Below are 21,203 nucleotides of genomic sequence, written 5' to 3'. Positions count from 1 at the left end.
GCGTGGTTCATCAATCTTCCAGAGAGCCAAGTCGCACTGGCTGGAGACCGCACGGGCGGAGCCGTGGCTCGCTTGCCGCTTCCGGCTTTGCGGTCGCTACCCATCCGCATCCCTCCGCTGTCCACGCAAAGGCGGATCGGAGCGCTGGCGACGCTCGCGGTCGAAGAAGCGCAGCTGTCGTCACGTCTTGCAACGCTCAGAGTGACATCGCTCCAAGCCAAACTGATCGCCATCGTCCATCGACATTCAACCGGAGGTGCAAGAATATGCACGCTGTAGAACAAAAGGCCCTCAACGATGCAGCGTGGAAGGCCTGCGACACCTTCCGAGGCGTTGTCGATCCCGCACAATACAAGGATTACATCCTCATCTTCCTGTTCTGGAAGTACGTCTCGGACCTGTGGCTGGACCACAAGAAGGCTTACGAGCGCGAGTTCGGCGGCGATGCGGAGCGGGTCGCCCGCAAGCTGCGGTTTGAGCGGTTCAATCTGACCAAAGAGACCACCTTCCAGGCGGTTTACGCGCAACGCAACGCCGACAATCTGGGCGAGCTCATCAACATCGCGCTTCAAGCGATCGAGGAGGCCAACCGCGCCAAGCTCGCCGGGGTGCTTACCAACATCGATTTCAACTCGACCAACAATCTGGGCGAGACGGCCGATCGAAACCGGCGACTGAAGAATCTGTTCGTCGATTTTGCCAAGCCAGAACTCGACTTCAGCCCGTCGCGGTTCGAGGGCGAGCATAAGGCAGAGGATGCCATCGGCGAGACCTATATCTACCTGATCAGCCAGTTCGCGTCGGACGCGGGCAAGAAAGCCGGCGAGTTCTTCACGCCGCGCAAAGTCTCGGAGCTGCTCGTGCGGCTCGCTGACCCGCAGCCCGGTAGCAAGATCTGCGATCCCGCGTGCGGCTCGTCGACGCTGCTGATCCGCGCTGCCGAGTATGTCGCGCACATCCAAGGTGTTGAGACCGCACGCGCGGACGTCAAACTGTTCGGGCAGGAGGCGACCCGGCAGACGCAAGGCCTCGCGCGGATGAACATGTTCCTCCACGGGCTGGACGACGCGAAGATCGAATGGGGCGACACGCTCAACAACCCCAAACTGATCGACGGTGATGCGCTGATGCGCTTCGACCTCGTCGTCGCCAACCCGCCGTTCAGCCTCGACAAATGGGGTGCGGAGAATGCCGAGAACGATCGCTGGCGCCGCTTCCACCGCGGCGTCCCGCCCAAAGGGCGCGGCGACTATGCGTTCATCAGCCACATGATCGAGGCGGCGAAGCCGCGTGAGGGCAGGGTGGCGGTGATCGCGCCGCACGGCGTGCTGTTCCGCGGCGGCGCAGAGGGGCGTATTCGCGAGAAGCTGATCGAGGAGAACCTACTCGACGGCATCGTCGGTCTGCCGGCGCAGCTGTTCCCTTCGACGGGCATTCCAGTCGTCATGCTAATCTTCGACCGCGCGCGGGAGAAGGGTGGCGCGCGCGAGGGCGTAGATGATGTACTGTTCATCGACGCAAGCCGCGACTTTATTCCGGGCAAAAAGCAGAACCAGTTGGGCCCCGAGCAACTTGATCGCATCGTTAGCGCTTGGCGTGCGCGCGGGGAGGTCGAACGCTACGCTGCGGTGGTGGAGCGCGCGCAGATCAAGGGAAACGGCTACAACCTCAACATCCCGCGCTATGTCGACACGTTCGAGGCAGAGAAGGAGATCGACGTGGCCGCGGTGCAGGCCGAGATCGAGGCGCTTGAGGCGCAGCTCGCGGAGACGCGGGTGAAGATGAAGGCGTATCTGCGGGAGCTGGGCGTTGTTTGCTGATCTCCCGGAACTAGGATCGCTTGTGAACAGCGTGAATGTGCGCGGCTATCAGGTCACCACGGATCAGTATCGCGCCGAAGGAGCACATCCCATTGTCGATCAGGGCAAGAAGCTGATCTGCGGGTATTGCGATGCTCCAACTCTCCCTTGCCGCCTCCCAGTAACGGTTTTCGGCGATCACACGCGCGAAGTTAAGTTCATCACCTTCCCGTTCGTCGTCGGCGCAGACGGAACGAAAGTCCTGGAACCAGCCGGCGATCAGAACCCGCGTTATCTCTCCGCGCTCATCGAATACGCGGCGGGCCGAATCAGCAGTCTCGGCTATGCCCGTCATTTCAAAGAGTTGAGGGAAGCGAGAGTTCCGTATACGCCCATGATCGCAGAGCAGGCGCGAGTTGCGGCGGTGCTCGAAGCATGGGATGACGCCGTGGCCGTCGCCGAGAGGCTGGTAGCCACGCGACAAGATCGCTTTGTTTGGGTGCAAAGCGCGGTCTTGACCGGACGCGTACGCCTACTCGGCTGCGCTCAAGCTTGGGCGGCCACCCCACTCTCGCGAGTACTACATGAGCACCGCACAACAAGCACAGGCGCCGAGTCGGTATTCTCAGTCTCCGTCCATCGCGGGCTTATCGACCAGGTCGAGCACCTTGGCCGCTCGTTCGCAGCAGCGAGCACTGAGCATTACAACCTCGTGCGACCGGGCGATATTGTTTACACGAAGAGCCCGACAGGAGACTTCCCCCTCGGCATCATCAAACAGAGCAAGGTCGAACGAGCCGTGATCGTTTCGCCACTCTACGGCGTGTTCACGCCCGCCTCTCGCGAGCTTGGCATTCTTCTTGATGCTTACTTCGCGAGTCCAGATGCTACGCTCCGCTATCTGACGCCACTTGTGCAGAAAGGCGCCAAGAACACGATCGCGGTCACAAATACCCAGTTCCTTCAAGGAAGGGTCATATTGCCGTCGGACAGCGCAGAGACGGCAATGCTCGCGTCACTTGTAGAGACTTGCCTGTCCGAGGCGCGGACGGCAGAAAGTCAAATCACTCTCCTCCGCCGACAAAAGCATGGCCTGATGCACAAGCTCCTCACCGGCGAATGGCGCATCCCCGCGGGCGGCGACTCCTTCGCCCCCGGCGGCCCCGCCGCCGACCGCCTCGCGGAGACCGCCGAATGACTTCGCCGGACTTCGCCACCTCCGAGGCCGGCGGGGTCCAGCTTCAGGCGCTGCACACGCTCGCCGGTCTCGGCTGGCGCTATCTCACGCGCGCCGAGGGCGAGGCGCAGCGGCGGGGGCGGCTGGCCGAGACATTGCTCGAGGATGTGCTCGCCGAGCGCCTCCACGCGCTCAATCCGCTCCGCCAGGGCAATGCCCGCCACGCGCTGCCCGGTGCCGCCGCGCAGGTAGCGATCCGGCGGTTGTCGCTCGCCATCGCCGATCAGGGCAAGGGGCTGCTCGGCGCCAACGCGGCGGTGACCGACCTGCTCCGGCTCGGCACCTCGGTCGACGTGACGCTGGCGAACGAGCGCGGCGAAGCAATCGCGCGCGGGCGTCAGCTTCGCTTCGTCGACTGGGACGATCCCGCCGCCAACCTCTTCCACATGACCGCCGAGTTCCCGGTCCAGCGCGAGGGCGCGGCGGATACGCGGCGGCCGGACATCGTGCTGTTCGTCAACGGCATCCCTTTCGCCGTGATCGAAGTCAAATCTTCAGTTGTCGGCACCGAGCAGGGCATCAGCCAGCAGCTGCGCAATCAGGGCCCAACCGAAATCCCGCGGCTGTTCGCCAGTGCACAGTTGCTCATCGCCGCTAACCCGTCGGACCCGCGCTTCGCCACGACGGGCACGGCGGCACAGTTCTGGGCATTGTGGCGCGAACATGAGATCATCGAGGCTGTAATTCACGGCACCGTCAATGCCGGTCTCGCGATCGAGACATCGTCCGCGATCTTCGCCGACTTCTCGATCCACCGGCGCCGGCACGAAAAGCTGATGGAGCATGGCGGCGGTCGTCAGCCGACACCGCTGGATAGGTTGCTCGTCTCGCTTTGCGGGCCTACCCGCCTCCTCGACATTGCGCGGGGCTACACGCTGTTCGATGCTGGCGACAAGAAAGTCCCCCGCTACCAACAGTATTTCGGCGTCCGCCGAGCGATCGACCGCCTCAAGACGCGGGACGAAGCTGATCGGCGCCGCGGCGGCGTGATCTGGCACACGCAGGGATCGGGTAAGTCGCTGACGATGGTGATGCTGGCCGGCGAGATCATTCGCGCCGTGCCCAACGCCCGGATCGTGCTTGTCACCGACCGCACCGATCTCGACATTCAGATCCGCGACACGTTCAAGGACACCGGCAAAGAAGTGGTCCAGGCGGACAGCGGCGCAGATCTCGGGCGTTTGATCCGCGCCCGGACGGACATCATCACGACGCTGATCCACAAATTCCGCAGTCTCGTCGAGCGCGGCGGGTTACGCGACGAGGACCCCGATGTTTTCCTGCTGGTCGACGAAAGCCATCGCAGCCAGACGGTTACCGACGACGAGAGCATGCATCGGCAGATGCGCGCAATCTTTCCGCGGGCCTGCTATATCGGCTTCACCGGCACGCCGCTGTTGAAGCGCGAGCGTTCGACCTTCACGACCTTCGGCGGTTTGATCCACAGCTACAAAATCGACGAGGCGGTTCGCGACAAAGCCGTAGTGCCGTTGCTCTATGAGGGCCGGCACGTCGATATGGACGTCGAGCAAGACGGCCTCGATCGCTGGTTCGAGCGCGTCACCAAGGCTTTGACCGACGATCAGAAAACCGATCTCAAGCACCGCATGGGTCGCGCGAACGAAGTTCTGGGTGCGACCCCTTGGCTGAGGGAGGTCGCTTTCGATGTATCCGAAGATTTCGCGCGCAACTGGCAGGGAACGCCCTTTCGCGGGCAGTTGGTGGCGCGGGGCAAGCGCGAGGCGGTCCTGCTGAAACAGCTGATCAAGGGTTTCGGGGATGTCACGGCCGAGGTCATCATCTCCGACATCGACGATCGCGAGGGTCACGACGAGGTGGCCGACGAGGATGACGACATCGTTCGTGCGCACATCAGGCAGGCTAAAGCGCTGCATGGCGATCTGAAGACCTTCGAACGTTTCGTTATTCAGGGCTTCAAGGCTGGCAAGGGCCCCGACATCCTAATCGTGGTCGACAAGCTGCTGACCGGCTTCGATGCGCCACGCAATCGCGTCCTCTATCTCGCCAAGTCGCTGAAGGAGCATGGTCTGCTCCAGGCGATCGCGCGCGTGAACCGGCTTTATCAGGACGACGAAGCGGAGAAGACGCACGGCCACATCGTCGATTATGCAGGCGTGCTCGGGGAACTCGACAAGGCGCTCACGAGCTATCAGGCGTTCGCTGACTATGACGAAGGCGATGTTGCCCAAGCGCTGGTTTCAATCCGCGAAGAAACCGAGAGACTGCCAGACACGCACGCCGCGTTGCTCGACCTGTTCAAGGGCATCGAGAACGCGGCTGACCAAGAAGCCTACGAACTGCTACTCGCGGAAGACCTGATCCGGCGCGACTTTTATGAACGCCTTCGGGCGTTCGCCAGCGCCCTGCAGTCGGCTTTCACGTCGCAAGACTGGGTCGATCGCACCCCAGAGCGCACGATCCGGGGCTATAAAGACGATCTCAAGCGGTTCGAGTCTCTTCGCCGCGCCGTGGCGCGCCGTTATGCGGACGATACGGACGATTACGACGCTCGAGAATATCAAGCTCGCATTCGAAAGCTGCTTGACCAGCATATCACGACGGCCGGGATGATCGAGCTGGTGCCGCCCGTCGACATTTTTGATGAGACGGTATTCAAGCAGGCAGTGGAAGAGGCGACTGGCGGCTCGGCCTCGGTTGCCGATGCCATCGCAAGTGCGACGGCGCGCACAATCAACGAGCGGATGGGTGAGGATCCCATTCGCTACAAGCGCTTCTCCGCGATTGTCGCTGAAGCAATCGAGGAGTTTCGCGCTGGCCGTCTCAGCGAAGCAGACTATCTTGCCCGCGTGACGGCGGTCAGGGATGAGATCGTCGGCGTAAAGGCATCGGAGGATTTGCCCGAGGCAGTGCGTGGCGACGATTTTGCCGGCGCCGTGTGGAGAATCCTACGAGAGGCACTCTTGCCATTGGCGGGCGATGACGTTGACCACATCGCCACCGACGTAACGTCTTCGATCACTGCCGCGGTGCGAGCGGAGTGCCGGGTCGGTTGGCAAGACGACATTGGCCCGCAGAACGCGATGCGCGCCGGCATAGACGATATTCTCTACGATCGCGTTCGTGATCGCCGTGGGATTTGGGGCTTGGATGCTGCGGCGATGGACGAGATTGCCGATCGCATCATTGCTGTTGCCCGCAGACAGCTCCCGAGATGATCAACGGGGTTGTTCTGCTCGGTGCGACCGACATCCCCTATACGGTCTCCTATAGTGGAAGGCGCACTCTCGGGATCTCTGTGCAGCCGAGCGGTGCGCTTACTGTTGCTGCTCCAAGAGGCACTTCCCTCGCCGTAATCGAAGAACGTCTCAAAAGGCGGGGCGCCTGGATACTCAAGTCCATTCGAGACTTCGACCGTTTCCGGCCTCGGACCCCCGAGCGGCATTACGTTGCAGGTGAGTCTCATCGCTATCTAGGCCGTCAGTATCGCCTGCTGGTAAGTCCTAATGCCGCACGCGGGGTTGTGCTGACGCGCGATCACATTGAGGTTGGCGGTATCTCTACTGACGAAACAAGCCGCATCAGGAATCGACTGATCAACTGGTATCAACGCGAAGCGCGCCGCATCATGGAAGTGCGCTTTGATGCGTGCTGGGCCAAGCACGGCTCGGGCCTACGTCCACGCCTAATCGTGCGGCCTATGGAGAAGAGATGGGGTAGTTTGTCGGCAAGCGGGCGCTCTCTCATACTCAATCGCAGGCTGGTTGAGGCTGACGTCGATGCGATTGACTTCGTCATCGTCCACGAGCTTTGTCATCTGACGTATCATCATCACGGACCCGCCTTCGAGGCGTTGCTCGGCGCACGAATGCCAGATTGGCGCGATCGTAAAGCGCGACTTGAAAGGTGGATGATGTGACCGTGATGAAAGGGCTTGGGACAAATAAGCTTAAGTTGGGGGCGCGATCGGGGGTATCTGATCGAGATTGACAGAAATTATTCTGATAAAATAGTCACATAGCGTACCAATTCGAGTCCTGTAGGCGCACCATTTTCTTCCTTCACCCCAGTGCTTCGACTTGCGCGGCCAGTTCGAGCCAGCGCAACTCCGCAGCGTCCTTATCCTCGCGAGCGCGTTCGATCGCGTCGGTCAGCGCGGCGAATTTCGCGGGGTCGCGCGTGTAGAGCGACGGGTCGTGGAGCGCTTCCTCGTCGCGGGCGATGGCCGCTTCGATCGCCTCGATCCGTTGCGGGAGCAGGTCGTAGTCGCGCTGGTCTTTGTAACTGAGCTTAGCCGTCTTGGGACGCGCGGGCGCGGCCGACGCGGGCTTCGCCGCCGCCTTCTTCTCCGCCGTTGGTCGTCGCCGCGCTTCCCAATCGGCATAGCCGCCGGCGACGATATCGACCGTGCCCGATCCGTCGAGCCCGAGCGTCAGGGTCACGGTGCGGTCGAGGAAGTCGCGGTCGTGGCTGACGATCAGCACGGTGCCGTCATAGTCGGCGATCACTTCCTGCAGCAGGTCGAGCGTTTCGAGGTCGAGGTCGTTGGTCGGCTCGTCGAGCACCAGCAGGTTCGACGCGCGGGCGAATTCGCGCGCCAGCAACAGGCGGGAGCGCTCGCCGCCCGACAAGGTGCCGACCTTCGCTTCGACCATGTTGGGATCGAATAGAAAGTCCTTCAGATAGCCGTGAATGTGCTTCTTGGTGCCGAGCACGTCGATCCAGTCGCCGCCATCGGCCACGACCTCGCGCACGGTCTTTTCCGGCGCCATCAGCTTGCGCTGTTGGTCGATCACGACGCCGTCGAGCGTCTTGGCGAGCTTCACCTCTCCGCTGTCGGGGGCATATTCGCCGGTCAGCAGCTTTAGTAGAGTGGTCTTGCCCGCGCCGTTGGGGCCGACGACGCCGATCCGGTCGCCGCGCGTGATGCGCAGCGTAAGGTCGCGGATGATCGTGCGGCTGTCGAACGACTTGCTCGCGTGCTTGGCGTCGATCACGACCTTGGTCTTGGTGTCGTCGCTGGCGGTCGCTAGGTTTGCGGCGCCTTGCGGGCCGAGCATCGCGGCGCGTTCGGCGCGCATTTCCTTCAACTTCGCGAGCCGCCCCTGGTTGCGCCGCCGCCGTCCAGTGACGCCGCGTTGCAACCAATGTTCCTCGAGCTTGAGCTTGGCGTCGAGCCGCTGCGCATTGCGCTCTTCCTCGGCATAGACTTGTTCGGTCCACGCCTCGAACCCGCCATAGCCGACCTCGGCGCGGCGGATCGTGCCGCGGTCCAGCCACAAGGTCTGCTTCGTCAGCCGTGTCAGGAACGTGCGGTCGTGGCTGATCACGACGAACGCGCCCTTGAACCGGTTGAGCCACTCCTCCAGCCATTCGATCGCGGCGATGTCGAGATGGTTGGTCGGCTCGTCGAGCAATAGCACGTCGGGGTTCTGTGCGAGCGCGCGGACGATCGCGGCGCGGCGGCGTTCGCCGCCCGAGGCGGATTTGGCGTCGCGCAACAGGTCGATGCCGAGCTGGTCGGCGATCGCGTCGGCTTCGTGGGGCAAGGGCGGATTGGCGCCGCCGAGCACGAAATCGGCGAGCGTCGCGAACCCGTCGACCTTCGGATCCTGTTCGAGCAGCACGACGTTGGTGCCGGGGACGATCGTCCGCCGCCCCTCGTCGGCGTCGATCGCACCGGCGATCAGCTTCATCAGCGTGGTCTTGCCCGCGCCGTTCCGTCCGATCAGCGCGAGCCTGTCACGCTCGCCGATATAGAGGTCGAGGTGGCGGAACAGCCAACCCGCGCCCTGCACGAGGCCGAGATCTTCATACGCTAATACGGGAGCCGCCATGGGCGGGCTATCTAGGGGCTGAGCACCACAGCGCAACCTTGTTGGCGGCTGACGGCGACGTTCACAGGCTGTTCAAGCCCAGAACCTTATGCAATCCCCGATGTTCATGTTTGCGTTGCTTGCTTTGACCCTGTCGCCGTCGGTGATTCCGGCGGATGCGATGCCGTGCCAGAAACGGCGCGACCAGGACCGCGCGTTCGAAGCGCGCAAGCAGGGCCGCATCCTGCCGCTTCCCGAAATCGAGCGCCGCGTGATCCCGACCATGGCGGGTGCGCAGTATCTCGGGCCGGAGGTCGATTTCGACACCGGCGTTTACACGCTCAAGTTCCTGCGCAATGGAACGGTCATCTGGGTGCGGGTCGACGGCCGGTCGGGGCAAGTCATCGGCCACACCGGTTACTGAGCGGTTCGACCGCTCCACGCGAAGGGGATCATCATGCGCGTTCTGATCGTCGAGGACGAACCCAATCTGGGCCAGCAGCTCAAGAATACGCTGGAGGGCGCGGGCTACGCCATCGACCTGGCGACCGACGGCGAGGAAGGGCTCTTCCTCGGCGAGACCGAGGCGTATGACGCGATTGTGCTCGACCTCGGCCTGCCGGAGATCGACGGGCTGACCGTGCTCGATCGCTGGCGCAAGCAGGGCAAGACGACGCCGGTGCTGGTGCTGACCGCGCGGGACAGCTGGTCGGACAAGGTCGCTGGGCTCGATGCCGGTGCCGACGACTATGTCGCCAAGCCGTTTCAGACCGAGGAACTGATCGCGCGGCTGCGCGCGCTGATCCGCCGCGCGTCGGGCAATGCGTCGAGCGAACTGATCGCGGGCGACGTCCGGCTCGATACGCGCAGCGGCAAGGTGACGCTGGCCGGTGATCCGGTGAAGCTGACCGCGCAGGAGTACAAGCTGCTGTCGTACCTGCTGCACCACAAGGGCAAGATCGTCAGCCGCACCGAATTGATCGAGCATATCTACGATCAGGATTTCGACCGCGATTCGAACACGATCGAAGTGTTCGTGACGCGCATCCGCAAGAAACTGGGGCAGGACGTGATCACCACGATCCGCGGTCTGGGCTACAGCCTCGACGACCCCGACGGCCCGCCGCGCGCGACCGAATAAGCGACCGGTGGCCGAGCAGGATCCCGCCGCGTCGATGACTCCCGCCGTCGCGGCCGACGCGCCGCGGCCGATGCCGACGACGCGGATCACCGGGTCGCTCGGCCGGCGCATGATCGCCATCGCCGCGTTATGGATCATCATCCTGCTCGCCGGCGGCGGCTTCGCGCTCGATCGCGTGCTGACCAGCGCCGTAACGCGCAATTTCGACGATCAGCTCGATTACGTGCTGACCTCGCTGTTCACCTCGGCAGAGATCGGTCCCGATGGGGAGGTCATCTTCAGCCGCGAACCCGCGGACCAGCGGTTCCTCGAGCCGTATTCGGGGCTGTATTGGCAAGTCTCGGCGCCGGGTAAGGAAGCGTTTCCCTCGCGGTCGCTCTGGGACCGGCGGCTCGCCTACGGCACCGCGCATACGGACCTCGAAGTCCATGTCTACGACAGTAGCCAGTTCAAGGACGAGAAGCTGCGCGTGCTCGAACGTGACGTGCGTCTGCCGGGATCGCGGATCCGCTGGCGGTTCCAGGTCGCGCAGAGCCGCGACGGGCTCGACGCCAATATCAACGTGCTACGCAGGACATTGGTGCGCAGCTTCCTGTTGCTCGCGCTCGGGCTGATCGTGCTCGCGGGACTGCAGACCTGGTACGGCCTGCGCCCTCTGCGGCGGTTGCGCGCGGATATCGCACGGCTGCGCGGCGGGCTGTCGCGGCGGATCGAGGGCTCGATGCCGGCCGAAGTCGCGCCGATGGTCGAGGAACTGAACGCGCTGATCGAACATAACGATCGCCAGGCCGAGGAAGCGCGCCGTCACGCGGGCAATCTCGCGCACGCGCTCAAGACGCCGCTGACGGTGATCATGAACTCGGCGACCGCCAAGTCGGACGATCTGGCGGAGACCGTGGTCCGTGAGGCGCGCACGATGCGGCGCCAGGTGGATCACCATCTGGCGCGCGCCCGTGCGGTGGGGCGGCGCGGGTCGGCGCATAGCCGCGCCGACGTCTGGCCCAGCCTCGAATCGGTCGAGCGCGCGGTGTCGCGACTCTACCCGAACGTCCGCATCGACGCCGACGGGCCGAAGGATCTGCAGGTTCATGTCGAGCGCCAAGACCTCGACGAAATGCTCGGCAATCTCATCGAAAATGCCGCGAAGTACGGCGGCGGCAGCGTGTTCGTGACGGTCGGCGCGCAGGCCGGGTTCATCGAATTCCAGGTCGAGGATGACGGCATGGGCATCCCCGAGGAGGAACGCGTGCGCATCTTCGACCGCGGCGTGCGGCTCGATACGGGCAAGCCGGGGACGGGCCTGGGTCTGGCGATCGTGCGCGACGTGGCGGAGATTTACGAAGGCACCGTCAGCCTCGAAGAGAGCGAAGACCTCGGCGGGCTGCTCGTCCGGTTGCGACTGCCGGCGGCGACCTGATTTTGGCGGCCAAGCTACCGATCATCGTCAACAGGAATGGCGGCACGGCGGCGAAGATGGGCGACAAGCTCGTCTCGACGCTGACCGAGGCGTTCGACGCGGCGCGCGCGAACGCGGCGATCGAACCGCTCGACGGCAAGCAAATCCCCAAGGCGATAAAGGCGGCCGCGAAGAAGGGCCGCGTCGTCGTCGCGGGCGGCGACGGCACGGTGTCGTGCGCCGCGCAGGAACTGGCGGGGAGCGACGCAGAACTCGGGCTGCTGCCGCTCGGCACGCTCAATCACCTCGCCCGCGATCTCGGCCTGCCGACCGACCTGAAGGAGGCGGCCAAGGTAGCGGCGACGGGCAAGGCGACCGCGATCGACGTCGCGGAGGTCAACGGCAAGGTCTTCGTCAACAATGCATCGATCGGGTTGTACCCGCTGATGGTGCGCGAGCGCGAAGGGCTGCAGGACGACAAGGGCTGGCCCAAATGGCTGTCGACGATCCCCGCCGCCTATGCCGCGCTCGAGCGTTTCCCGCATCACCGGCTGCGCGTCGATCTGGGGAAGGGCGAACGCGCGATCGTCACGCCGCTGCTGTTCGTCGGCAACAACATCTATTCGCTCGACGCCGGCGCGCTCGGCCAGCGAGCGTCGCTGACGGACGGCAAGCTGTCGGTCTACGCTGTCTCGCACCGCAGTCGCGCGAAGCTGCTCTGGTTCGCCGCGCGCGCGCTGTTCGGACGCGCACGTCATGACATGGATTTCGTGACGCTCGGCGAATGCGAGACGCTGAAGGTTTGGTCGAGCGGTGACAGTATCGAGATCGCGCTGGACGGCGAGGTGCAGCGAATCGATTCGCCGCTCGAATTCCGGATCAGATCGGGCGCGTTGAAGGTCGTGACCCCGTAGTTCCCTCCCTGTCAGGGAGGGGAGTTTTCAAGCTCCGCATAGCCTCGGCCGCCAGCGCGACGCTCTTCTTGCGCGCCGCAACGTCGTAGATCGAACTCGAGATCATCACCTCGTCGACGCCGGTGCGTTCGACGAACGCGGCGAGCCCGTGCTCGACGGTGTCGATCGTCCCGACCGCCGAGCATTGCAGGACATGGTCGAGGATCGCGGCATGGTGCGGGGGCAGGCTTTCGCGATAGCCGGCGACCGGCGGCGATAGCTGGCGCGGATTGCCGGTGCGCAGGCTGACGAACGATTGCGCCTGCGAACTGGAAAGGAATTCGGCCTCTTCGTCGTTGTCGGCGGCGATCACGTTGAAGCCGGCCATCGCATAGGGTTTGTCGAGCGCCGTCGAAGGGCGGAAATCGCGGCGGTAGATTTCCATCGCCTGGTCGAGCGCGTCGGGCGCGAAGTGCGAGGCGAAGGCATAGGGCAGACCGAGCATCGCCGCGAGCTGCGCACCGAACAGGCTGGAGCCGAGGATCCATAGATCGGGTTTCGCCCCAGCACCCGGCGTCGCGCGAATGCCGGTCTGGCCGTCGTCGGCGAAGTAGCTCTGCAATTCGAGCACATCGCGCGGGAAAGCGTTGGGGTCGCTGTCGAGCGTCCGGCGGATCGCTTGCGCGACGCGCTGGTCGCTACCCGGCGCACGGCCGAGCCCGAGGTCGATCCGACCCGGGAACAGCGCGTCGAGCGTGCCGAACTGTTCGGCGATCACAAGCGGCGCGTGGTTGGGCAGCATGATCCCGCCCGCGCCGATACGGATCGTCGAGGTCGCCGCCCCGACATGCGCGATGACGACAGCGGTCGCCGAACTCGCGATCCCCGCCATGCCGTGATGTTCCGCCACCCAATAGCGGGAGTAGCCCGCGGCTTCGGCGTGGCGCGCCATATCGGCGGCGTTGGCAAGCGCCTGGGCGACGCTGCCGCCTTCGACGACGGGGACGAGATCGAGCAGCGAAAATGCGGTCATGGTTTGGGAGATAGGATCGCATGGCAATCCTTCCACCCCGTCATCCTGAACTTGTTTCAGGATCCATGCGGCCAGCGCGCCGCAGGCCGACCGCGCGGGAAGAAGGGAATATATGCATGCTGAAACAAGTTCAGCATGACGGCAATAGAAGGCTCAGAACTTCACGCCGTACCGCAACGCCATGCCATAATCGTCGGGCAACGCGGCGAAATTCCCGGGGTCGCGACGGTAGAAGAAATTGGATTCGACGTTCCCGCCGAACAATGTCCAGCCGTACGCGAACTCGACGTCGAGCTCGCGGCCGGTCGGGGCCAGATTGAAATATTGCCGCGTATATTCGGACACGCCGACCGTGCCGACATAGCTCCAGCCGGTCGGCAGGTTGAGGTCGAGTCCGCCGCCCGACACGCGGAGCGGCTGGGCGATGCGGATGCCCGCCCGGTCGGTCTTGCCGAATACGCCGAACTTGGTGACATCGGCGTCGAACGCGTTGGTCTTCACCGTGCCGCCGCCCTCAAGCCCGAACCGCAGGTCGGCGATCGTCCAGCCCTGACGCCAGGCGCCGCCGATCGACCAGCCGCCGCCGGCGTCGAGCCGCGCGGTCGCATCGACGAACCAGCTCGTCGCGCGCGGCGCGCCCAGGCCGGCGCTGAACTTCGCGCCGAGCAACGTGTCGCTCTCCGCCAGCCGGCTCGCGCCGACCCACAGGCCGAGCGGGCCGAAGCGGCGATCGACGGTCATGCCGATGCGGTTGTAGTTGTACGGGCGATAGCGATAGGCGATGCCCGGCAGCGCTTCCTGGTCGCCGCGCACCAGCGCCGCGCCGCTTTCGACCGATCCGGAAATGCCCCAGCGGCCGATCTGTTCGCGCATCGCGATCGAGCTGCCGGTGCGGCTGTCGAAGCCGAGATTGGTCAGCGGGTCGCGCGCCACGAGGAAGGCGGGGGCGTTCTGCCCGCTCAGCCGCGCGGTCAGGCCCTGGCCGCCCTCGGCAAAGCCGATCGCGAAGCTCGATTTGCTGCCCAATCGCTGCACGATGCTGCCCGCGACCGCGCGAGATTGCTCGGCGTCGGCGCTGCTGAGGTTGAGCCCGGTCAGCACCGCGCCGCTGGTGCGGAACGGCGCGATCGTCATCGCGACGCTGGTTGCACCGCGATCGAACGCGCGGGTCTGCGTCTTGCCGGTCAAAACGCCGGCCAGCGTGCGCTGCGGCCCTGTCCGATTGATCGTGCGCGCCAGGTCGAGCGCGAAGGCCCGGTCGAAGCCGTCGAGGATGACGGCGCCCAGCGCGCCGGTCCGTGCGTCGCCCATCGGCGCCGACAGCGTGCCGTTGATGCTGGTCGATATCGGCGCGCCGGTGGTGGTCTGCGTGCCGCCGAGCGGGGTGAACGCTTTGGACAGATCGAGCACACCACGGCCATAGATGGAGTCGGTGCCGGTCGTTCCGGCGTCGCGCGCGCTGGTCAGCAGGATCTGGACGATCTGCGCGCCGGTCAGGTTGGGAAAGGCCTGCGCCAGCAATGCCGCGGCGCCCGCGATCTGCGGCGCGGAGAAGGACGTGCCCGACCACAGGCAAACCTGCGTGTCGTTGCACGGCGCGCGGACGTTTTCGCCGACTGCTGCCAGGTAGAATTGCGCTTCGGGGCCGGTGCCGGCACGATTGCTGAAGTCGGAGATCGCGTCGCCGCCCGCCGTCCGATTGTTGTTCGGACCGACCGACCCGGCGAGGATCACCAGGTTGCGCGCGACCGAACTGTCGACGACGCCGGCGCCGAACGGATCGGGCGTCTTGCCCTTGACCGGATCGTCGCCGTCATTGCCGGCGGAGATCACGATGATGATGCCCTTCGCGGTCGCGCGGCCGATCGCGGCGATCAGCGCCGACGACGGCGCGCTGCCGCCCAACGACATATTGATGACGCGCGCGCCGTTATTGGCGGCCAGATCGACGCCCCGGGCGATATTCGTATCGTCGAAGCTGCAGCCCGAATCGGGGCCGGTCGTGTTCGCGCACGTGCCGGGCGTGTCGGCGCGCGCGATGATGACCGTCGCGTCGAACGCGATGCCTTGCGTACCGGCGCCGTTGCGCACCCCCGCGATGGTGAAGGCGACCGCCGTGCCATGGCCGTCCTGGTCGTCATAGGTCGTGCCGCCCGCGACGTTGGCGGAGGCTGCGTCGACGCGGCCGGTGAATTGGTCGCTCGCGAGGTCGAGCCCGGAATCGATCACCCCGACCTTGATCCCGCGGCCGGTGTCGCCGTTGTTATAGGCGGTCAGCGCGTTGGCCGAGACCGCGCCGACCGTCGCGCGATATTCGCTGGTGTCGAAGCTGCTGGGCGTCGGGGTAGGGGTCGGCGTCGGGGTAGGAACCGGGGTCGGCGTCGGCGTGGGCGTCGGGGCGGGGGTAGGTGTCGGCGTGCTGGCAACGCCGCCGCCGCCACCGCCGCACGCGGCGGTCACCAGGAAACTCGCAAGTGCCGCCGACTGCAGCAATCGTACGCGCGCGATCGTCATCACTGTCCCAACCCCTTCTCGGCAATCATGGATTAGGTTTGGTTTACAGAGTCTTAAAATCTTCCGGCCGGGCGCGCCTTGCTCCACGTCAGTACGCCGCCTAGGGCCTGTCTCCGCATGCTCCCGCGTCTGGCCTCGATCCGCAACTGGATTTTCGACCTCGACAACACGCTCTATCCGCACGGCGCGCGGTTGTTCGAGCAGGTCGACCGGCGCATCACCGATTACATCGCGCGGCTGTTCCAGGTTAATCGCGACGAGGCGTACCGCATCCAGAAGAACTATTTCCACACGCGCGGCACGACGCTGGCAGGGCTGATGGCGGAGCACGGCGTCGATCCGCACCAATATCTCGCCGACGTCCACGATATCGAGATGGACATGCTGGAGAATAACGCGCCGCTCGCCGCCGCGATCGCCAAGCTGCCGGGGCGCAAGATCGTCTTCACCAACGCCGACGAGATTTACGCGCGGAAGATTTTGGCCCGGCTGGGGCTGGGCGATACGTTCGAGGCAATCCACGACGTCCACGCGCTGAATTACCGGCCCAAGCCCGAGCCCTGGGCGTATCGGCACATCTGCGACACGTTCGGACTCGATCCGCACGAATGCCTCTTCGCCGACGACATGGCGCGCAACCTGAAGCCGGCAAAGGACATCGGCATGACGACCTTGTGGGTCGACAACGGTTCCGAACAGGCCGACAGCGCCGAGCGCGATCATATCGATTTCGCGACCCGCGACATCACCCACTGGCTGCACGAGATATTGGAGGAAGCATGACCGATCTGGCCGCGACGATCGACGCCGCGTGGGAGGATCGCGCGAACGTTTCCACCGGGACGACCGGCGCGGTGCGCGACGCGGTCGAGGCGGCGTTGGCGCTGCTCGATTCGGGCGAGGTGCGCGTCGCCGAACCGTCGGGCGACGGCTGGGTGGTCAATCAGTGGCTGAAGAAGGCGGTTTTGCTGTCGTTCCGCCTGAACGACAACGAAGTGATCAATGGCGGTGCGGCGGGCGCGCCGGCGTTCGACAAGGTGCCGTCCAAGTTCGCCGGCTGGGGTGAGAACCGCTTCCGCGACGCGGGCTTCCGCATCGTACCCGGCGCGGTGGTGCGGCGCGGGTCGTTCATCGGCAAGAACGCGATCGTGATGCCGAGCTTCGTCAATATCGGCGCCTATGTCGGCGAAGGCACGATGGTCGATACCTGGGCGACCGTGGGCAGCTGCGCGCAGATCGGGAAGAACGTGCACCTGTCGGGCGGTGCGGGGATCGGCGGCGTGCTCGAACCGCTTCAGGCTGATCCGGTCGTGATCGGCGACAATTGCTTCATCGGTGCGCGCAGCGAAGTGGTCGAGGGCGTCCGCGTCGGCGAAGGCGCGGTTCTGTCGATGGGCGTGTTCATCGGCAAATCGACCAAGATCGTCGACCGCGCGACCGGCGAAGTGATGTTTGGCGAAGTACCGCCTTATGCGGTCGTCGTCCCCGGCTCGATCGGCGGCGGCGACGGCAAGCCGGGGCTGTATTGCGCGGTCATCATCAAGCGCGCCGACGCGCAGACGCGGGCGAAGACGAGCATCAACGAGCTGCTGAGGGATTGATCATGCGTATCGCGATCCTGCTCGCTCTCCTCGCCGGCCCGGCGGTCGCGCAGGACATTCCGGTGCTCGAGCCGACCAATGTCCCGGTAGCCCGCGCGCAGATCATCGCGACCTACCCGCACGATCCGCAGGCCTATACCGAGGGGCTGTTCTACGAGAACGGCAAGCTGTGGGAATCGACCGGTACCGTCGGCAAGTCCGGCATCCGCAAGGTCGATCTGATGACCGGCAAGGTGCTGATGCGCGTCGCGGTCAATCCGCCGCTCTATGGCGAGGGCATCGCGCCCTGGGGCAATCAGATTCTGAGCCTCACGTGGAAGAACGGCATCGGGTTCCGCTGGTCGAAGGACAAATTGAAGAAGGTCGGCGAGTTCAAATATGCGGGCGAGGGTTGGGCGCTGACCGGCGACGGTACCAGCCTGATCATGTCCGACGGCACGCCGGTGCTGCGGTTCGTCGATCCGACCACGTTCGCTGTCCGCCGCACGCTGACCGTGACACATGACGGGCAGCCGCTGATCAACCTCAACGAGCTTGAATATGTCGACGGCGAGATCCTCGCCAACGTCTGGTTGACCGATCGCATCGCGCGGATCGATCCGAAGGATGGGCACGTGATCGGCTGGATCGACGTTGCCGAACTCCATCGCCAATCGGGCGCGACCGCGGAGAACGACGTCGCCAACGGCATCGCCTGGGACGCGAAGAAGCGGCGGCTGTTCGTGACGGGCAAGGACTGGCCGTACATTTTCGAGATCAAGGCGCCGCGCGACACCGTCTCGACTCCGTAACGTCGCGCGCCTATCCGCGCCGCCAACAGACCAATTGAGAGGATTCCCGACGACATGACCACCGCCAGCAAGGTGCTCGACCGCGTGCTCGTGCTCGAAATGGTGCGCGTCACCGAAGCCGCCGCGATCGGCGCATCGACCCTGGTCGGGCGCGGCGACGAAAAGGCCGCCGACGCCGCCGCGGTCGAGGCGATGCGTGCCGCGCTCAACGAACTCGCGATGGACGGCACCGTGGTGATCGGCGAAGGCGAACGCGACGAGGCGCCGATGCTGTTCATCGGCGAAAAGGTCGGGTCGGCGATCGGCACCGGCCCGAAGATCGACATCGCGCTCGATCCCCTCGAGGGCACCACTATCTGCGCCAAGGCGGGGCCGAATGCGCTCGCGGTGCTGGCGATTTCCGAAGAGGGCAATTTGCTCAACGCGCCCGACGTGTACATGGACAAGATCGCGGTCGGGCCGGGCTATCCAGAGGGCGTGATCGATCTTGACAAGTCGCCGACCGATAACGTTGCCGCGATCGCCGCGGCTAAGGGGTGCAAGCCCAACGAGGTCATCGCCTGCGTGCTCGACCGGCCGCGGCACGAAGGGCTGATCGCCGAACTGCGCGCGATCGGCTGCGGCGTGATGCTGATCGGCGACGGTGATGTCGCGGGCGTGATCGCGACGACCAATCCCGACACGACGATCGACGTGTATATGGGATCGGGCGGTGCGCCGGAGGGGGTGTTGGCTTGTGCCGCGCTGCGCTGCGTCGGGGGGCAGTTCAAGGGCCGCCTGTTGTTCCGCAACGACGACGAACGTGCCCGCGCCCGCAAATGGGGAATCGACGACCTCGACAAGCAATACGATCTGTCGGAACTCGCGAAGGGCGACTGCATTTTCGCCGCGACCGGCGTGACCGACGGCTCGCTGCTCGATGGCGTCAAGCGCCAGGGCGGCAAGATGACGACCAATTCGGTAGTGATGCGCGCCAGTTCCGGTACGGTGCGCTGGGTCAAGGGCGAGCACCGCATCGGCTAACGCCGCCTTCCGTCGTCATGCCGGGCTTGTCCCGGCATCCGCCGTGCCGCAAACATCGCGCGTCCAGATTCGTGGCACGGCAGACCCCGGCACAAGGCCGGGGTGACGGAGGAGATTAGGATGCGGAAACACACCGTCTTGCTCGCGGCGGTTGCGGCGCTGGTTCCGGCGTCTTTCGTCGCCGCGCGCCCGCAAGCTGCTACGTCCGTCGCCGCCCCGAGCGTCGCCGACCAATTCACCTACACGCGCGTGATGGTCCCCATGCACGACGGCGCGAAGATGGAGACGGTAATCATCGCCCCGAAGGGCGCGAAGACGAAGCTGCCGATCCTGTTCCAGCGCACGCCCTATGGCGTCCCCGGCGGATTGCCGACACAGGTCCCGGCGAACTGGAAGCCGCTGGTGGCGGACGGCTACATCTTCGTGTTCCAGTCGATGCGCGGGCGGTTCGGATCGGACGGCAAGTTCACCCTATCGACCAGCGTCAAGACGACGCCCAACGAAGCGACCGATGCCTACGACGCGATCGACTGGCTGGTGAAGAACGTGCCGAACAACAACGGCAAGGTCGGGATGTGGGGCGTGTCGTACCCCGGCTTCGCCGCCGCCGTCGCGCTCGCCAAGCCGCACCCGGCGCTGAAGGCGGTCAGCCCGCAGGCGGCATGGATCGATTATTGGCTGTCGGACGATCTTCACCGCAACGGCGCGTTGCGGCTGAGCTATGCGACCGAATGGGTGTCCAGCCTGCAGGTCGACAAGACGCAGAACAAGGAACTCAGCCTCGACGGCATGACCGACGCCTACGACTGGTATCTGAAAATGGGGCCCGTCGAGAATATCGACAAGACCATCTTCAAGGGCGCGGCGCCGATGTTCACCTCGCTGCTCGATCACCCGAACCACGACGCCTTTTACACCGATCAGAACTGGCAGACGTCGCTGGGCAAGACGACGGTGCCGACGCTCAACGTCGCCGGCTTCTGGGATCAGGAAGATCCCTGGGGTTCGTGGCAGATCTACGCGCAGCAAACGAAGAACGATCCCGACCATCTAGCGCAGATCGTCGCCGGGCCGTGGAACCATGGCGGGTGGCAGGGGAAGGGATCGACGCTCGGGGCCATCCCGATCGGCACCGAAAGCGGTACCGAATTCCAGACGCAGGTCCAGGCGCCGTTCTTCGCCTATTGGCTGCACGGCAAGGGGGCGCGGCCCGATTTCACCGCGCGGATGTTCCAGTCGGGGTCGAACGTGTGGAAGACCTATGCCGCCTGGCCGCCCGCCGGCGCCAAGCCGACCGACCTCTATTTCCACGCCGATGGCAGCCTGTCGTTCACCGCGCCCGCCGCGGGTGAGGGCTGCCGCGATTACGTCAGCGACCCCGCCAACCCGGTACCGTTCCGCAAGCGGCCGATGAGCCGAACCTACGCGACCCCGGACTGGCGGCTATGGGAGAGCGATGACCAGCGGTTCGTCGACCACCGGCCCGATGTGCTCAGCTATGTTTCTGCGCCGCTCGATAACGATGTGACGGTGACCGGTGCGATCGCCGCAAAGCTGATGGCGTCGACCAGCGGCACCGATAGCGATTTCGTGGTCAAATTGATCGACGTGCTGCCCGACAATTACGTCGATACCAGCACGACCAATTGGGGTCTCGGCGACTATGCCAAGACGCTCAACGGCTATCAGTGGCCGATCGCGATGGACGTGCGCCGCGGGCGTTTCCTGGCGAGCGATACCAAGCCGCAGGCGCTGGTCCCCGACAAGGTGATCGCGTGGGATGTGCCGCTGCGCGACCACGACCACGTATTCAAGAAGGGCCACCGCATCATGGTCCAAGTGCAGTCGACCTGGTTCCCGGTAATCGACCGCAATCCGCAGACCTTCGTGCCGAACATCATGCGCGCGAAGGCGAGCGATTTCGTGAAGGCGACGCAGCGAGTGTGCAGCGGCTCGAAAATCGTGCTGCCGGTAATGTAG

The 21,203-nt window shown here is 64.8% G+C and carries 16 protein-coding genes; 13 read left to right on the top strand and 3 right to left on the bottom strand.

The window, feature by feature from the left end:
* Window positions 1-2 precede the first annotated feature (2 nt).
* Genes FPZ24_RS12600 through FPZ24_RS12585 form a run of 4 tightly spaced genes read left to right on the top strand, consistent with a single transcriptional unit; the run spans window position 3 to window position 6,934 of the window.
* Window positions 3-1,820 carry a type I restriction-modification system subunit M gene (locus tag FPZ24_RS12600; RefSeq protein ID WP_240047455.1) on the top strand — a complete coding sequence of 606 codons (1,818 nt, stop codon included), beginning with the start codon at window positions 3-5 and terminating at the stop codon, window positions 1,818-1,820.
* The gene (locus FPZ24_RS17240) at window positions 1,810-2,997 is read left to right on the top strand and encodes a restriction endonuclease subunit S (protein ID WP_186728825.1); all 1,188 of its coding nucleotides are present in this window, start codon (window positions 1,810-1,812) and stop codon (window positions 2,995-2,997) included. Before FPZ24_RS12600 ends, FPZ24_RS17240 begins: the two co-directional genes overlap by 11 nt.
* The gene (locus FPZ24_RS12590) at window positions 2,994-6,233 is read left to right on the top strand and encodes a type I restriction endonuclease subunit R (RefSeq protein WP_146572517.1); all 3,240 of its coding nucleotides are present in this window, start codon (window positions 2,994-2,996) and stop codon (window positions 6,231-6,233) included. The genes FPZ24_RS17240 and FPZ24_RS12590 overlap by 4 nt, the downstream gene beginning before the upstream one ends.
* The gene (locus FPZ24_RS12585; RefSeq protein ID WP_146572515.1) at window positions 6,230-6,934 is read left to right on the top strand and encodes a M48 family metallopeptidase; all 705 of its coding nucleotides are present in this window, start codon (window positions 6,230-6,232) and stop codon (window positions 6,932-6,934) included. Before FPZ24_RS12590 ends, FPZ24_RS12585 begins: the two co-directional genes overlap by 4 nt.
* A gap of 142 nt (window positions 6,935-7,076) precedes the next feature.
* Here the strand turns inward: FPZ24_RS12585 and FPZ24_RS12580 are convergent, their stop codons facing one another.
* A complete protein-coding gene (locus FPZ24_RS12580; RefSeq protein WP_146572513.1) occupies window positions 7,077-8,852 on the bottom strand; it encodes an ABC-F family ATP-binding cassette domain-containing protein in 1,776 nt (591 codons plus the stop codon).
* A 100-nt stretch (window positions 8,853-8,952) separates the two neighbouring features.
* Here FPZ24_RS12580 and FPZ24_RS12575 point away from each other — a divergent pair, with 100 nt between their 5' ends.
* The 4 genes from FPZ24_RS12575 to FPZ24_RS12560 all read left to right on the top strand — a co-directional run bounded on the left by FPZ24_RS12575 (window position 8,953) and on the right by FPZ24_RS12560 (window position 12,282).
* Window positions 8,953-9,255, top strand: coding sequence for a hypothetical protein (locus FPZ24_RS12575; protein WP_186728823.1), 303 nt, complete (start codon window positions 8,953-8,955; stop codon window positions 9,253-9,255).
* A 33-nt stretch (window positions 9,256-9,288) separates the two neighbouring features.
* The gene (locus FPZ24_RS12570; RefSeq protein ID WP_146572508.1) at window positions 9,289-9,972 is read left to right on the top strand and encodes a response regulator transcription factor; all 684 of its coding nucleotides are present in this window, start codon (window positions 9,289-9,291) and stop codon (window positions 9,970-9,972) included.
* Between the two features lie 109 nt (window positions 9,973-10,081).
* Window positions 10,082-11,389 (top strand): sensor histidine kinase, encoded by a 1,308-nt coding sequence (locus FPZ24_RS12565; protein WP_146574500.1) that lies wholly within the window; start codon window positions 10,082-10,084, stop codon window positions 11,387-11,389.
* Between the two features lie 2 nt (window positions 11,390-11,391).
* Window positions 11,392-12,282: a diacylglycerol/lipid kinase family protein gene (locus FPZ24_RS12560; RefSeq protein ID WP_146572506.1), complete on the top strand. Its 891-nt coding sequence runs from the start codon at window positions 11,392-11,394 to the stop codon at window positions 12,280-12,282.
* On the opposite strand, the gene FPZ24_RS12555 is transcribed toward FPZ24_RS12560, so the two are convergent.
* Window positions 12,248-13,294 carry an LLM class flavin-dependent oxidoreductase gene (locus FPZ24_RS12555; RefSeq protein WP_146572504.1) on the bottom strand — a complete coding sequence of 349 codons (1,047 nt, stop codon included), beginning with the start codon at window positions 13,292-13,294 and terminating at the stop codon, window positions 12,248-12,250. The two genes, FPZ24_RS12560 and FPZ24_RS12555, sit on opposite strands and share 35 nt — an antisense overlap.
* A 153-nt stretch (window positions 13,295-13,447) precedes the next feature.
* Window positions 13,448-15,808, bottom strand: a complete 2,361-nt coding sequence (locus FPZ24_RS12550; protein WP_146572502.1) for a S8 family peptidase — start codon at window positions 15,806-15,808, stop codon at window positions 13,448-13,450.
* A gap of 117 nt (window positions 15,809-15,925) precedes the next feature.
* Here FPZ24_RS12550 and FPZ24_RS12545 point away from each other — a divergent pair, with 117 nt between their 5' ends.
* The 5 genes from FPZ24_RS12545 (at window position 15,926) to FPZ24_RS12525 (ending at window position 21,203) form a co-directional block, all read left to right on the top strand.
* Complete coding sequence (locus tag FPZ24_RS12545; RefSeq protein WP_146572499.1) at window positions 15,926-16,591, top strand: pyrimidine 5'-nucleotidase; 666 nt, start codon at window positions 15,926-15,928, stop codon at window positions 16,589-16,591.
* Window positions 16,588-17,409, top strand: coding sequence for a 2,3,4,5-tetrahydropyridine-2,6-dicarboxylate N-succinyltransferase (gene dapD / locus FPZ24_RS12540; protein ID WP_146572497.1), 822 nt, complete (start codon window positions 16,588-16,590; stop codon window positions 17,407-17,409). The genes FPZ24_RS12545 and dapD overlap by 4 nt, the downstream gene beginning before the upstream one ends.
* A gap of 2 nt (window positions 17,410-17,411) precedes the next feature.
* Window positions 17,412-18,200: a glutaminyl-peptide cyclotransferase gene (locus tag FPZ24_RS12535; RefSeq protein WP_146572495.1), complete on the top strand. Its 789-nt coding sequence runs from the start codon at window positions 17,412-17,414 to the stop codon at window positions 18,198-18,200.
* A gap of 54 nt (window positions 18,201-18,254) precedes the next feature.
* Entirely contained in the window at window positions 18,255-19,223 is a 969-nt protein-coding gene (gene glpX, locus FPZ24_RS12530) for a class II fructose-bisphosphatase (protein ID WP_146572493.1), read from the top strand.
* Window positions 19,224-19,343: 120 nt separating this feature from the next.
* Complete coding sequence (locus tag FPZ24_RS12525; RefSeq protein ID WP_146572491.1) at window positions 19,344-21,203, top strand: CocE/NonD family hydrolase; 1,860 nt, start codon at window positions 19,344-19,346, stop codon at window positions 21,201-21,203.

It is taken from the genome of Sphingomonas panacisoli (assembly GCF_007859635.1).
Taxonomy (GTDB): Bacteria; Pseudomonadota; Alphaproteobacteria; order Sphingomonadales; family Sphingomonadaceae; genus Sphingomonas; species Sphingomonas panacisoli.
This window is presented reverse-complemented; position numbering and strand designations above follow the sequence as displayed.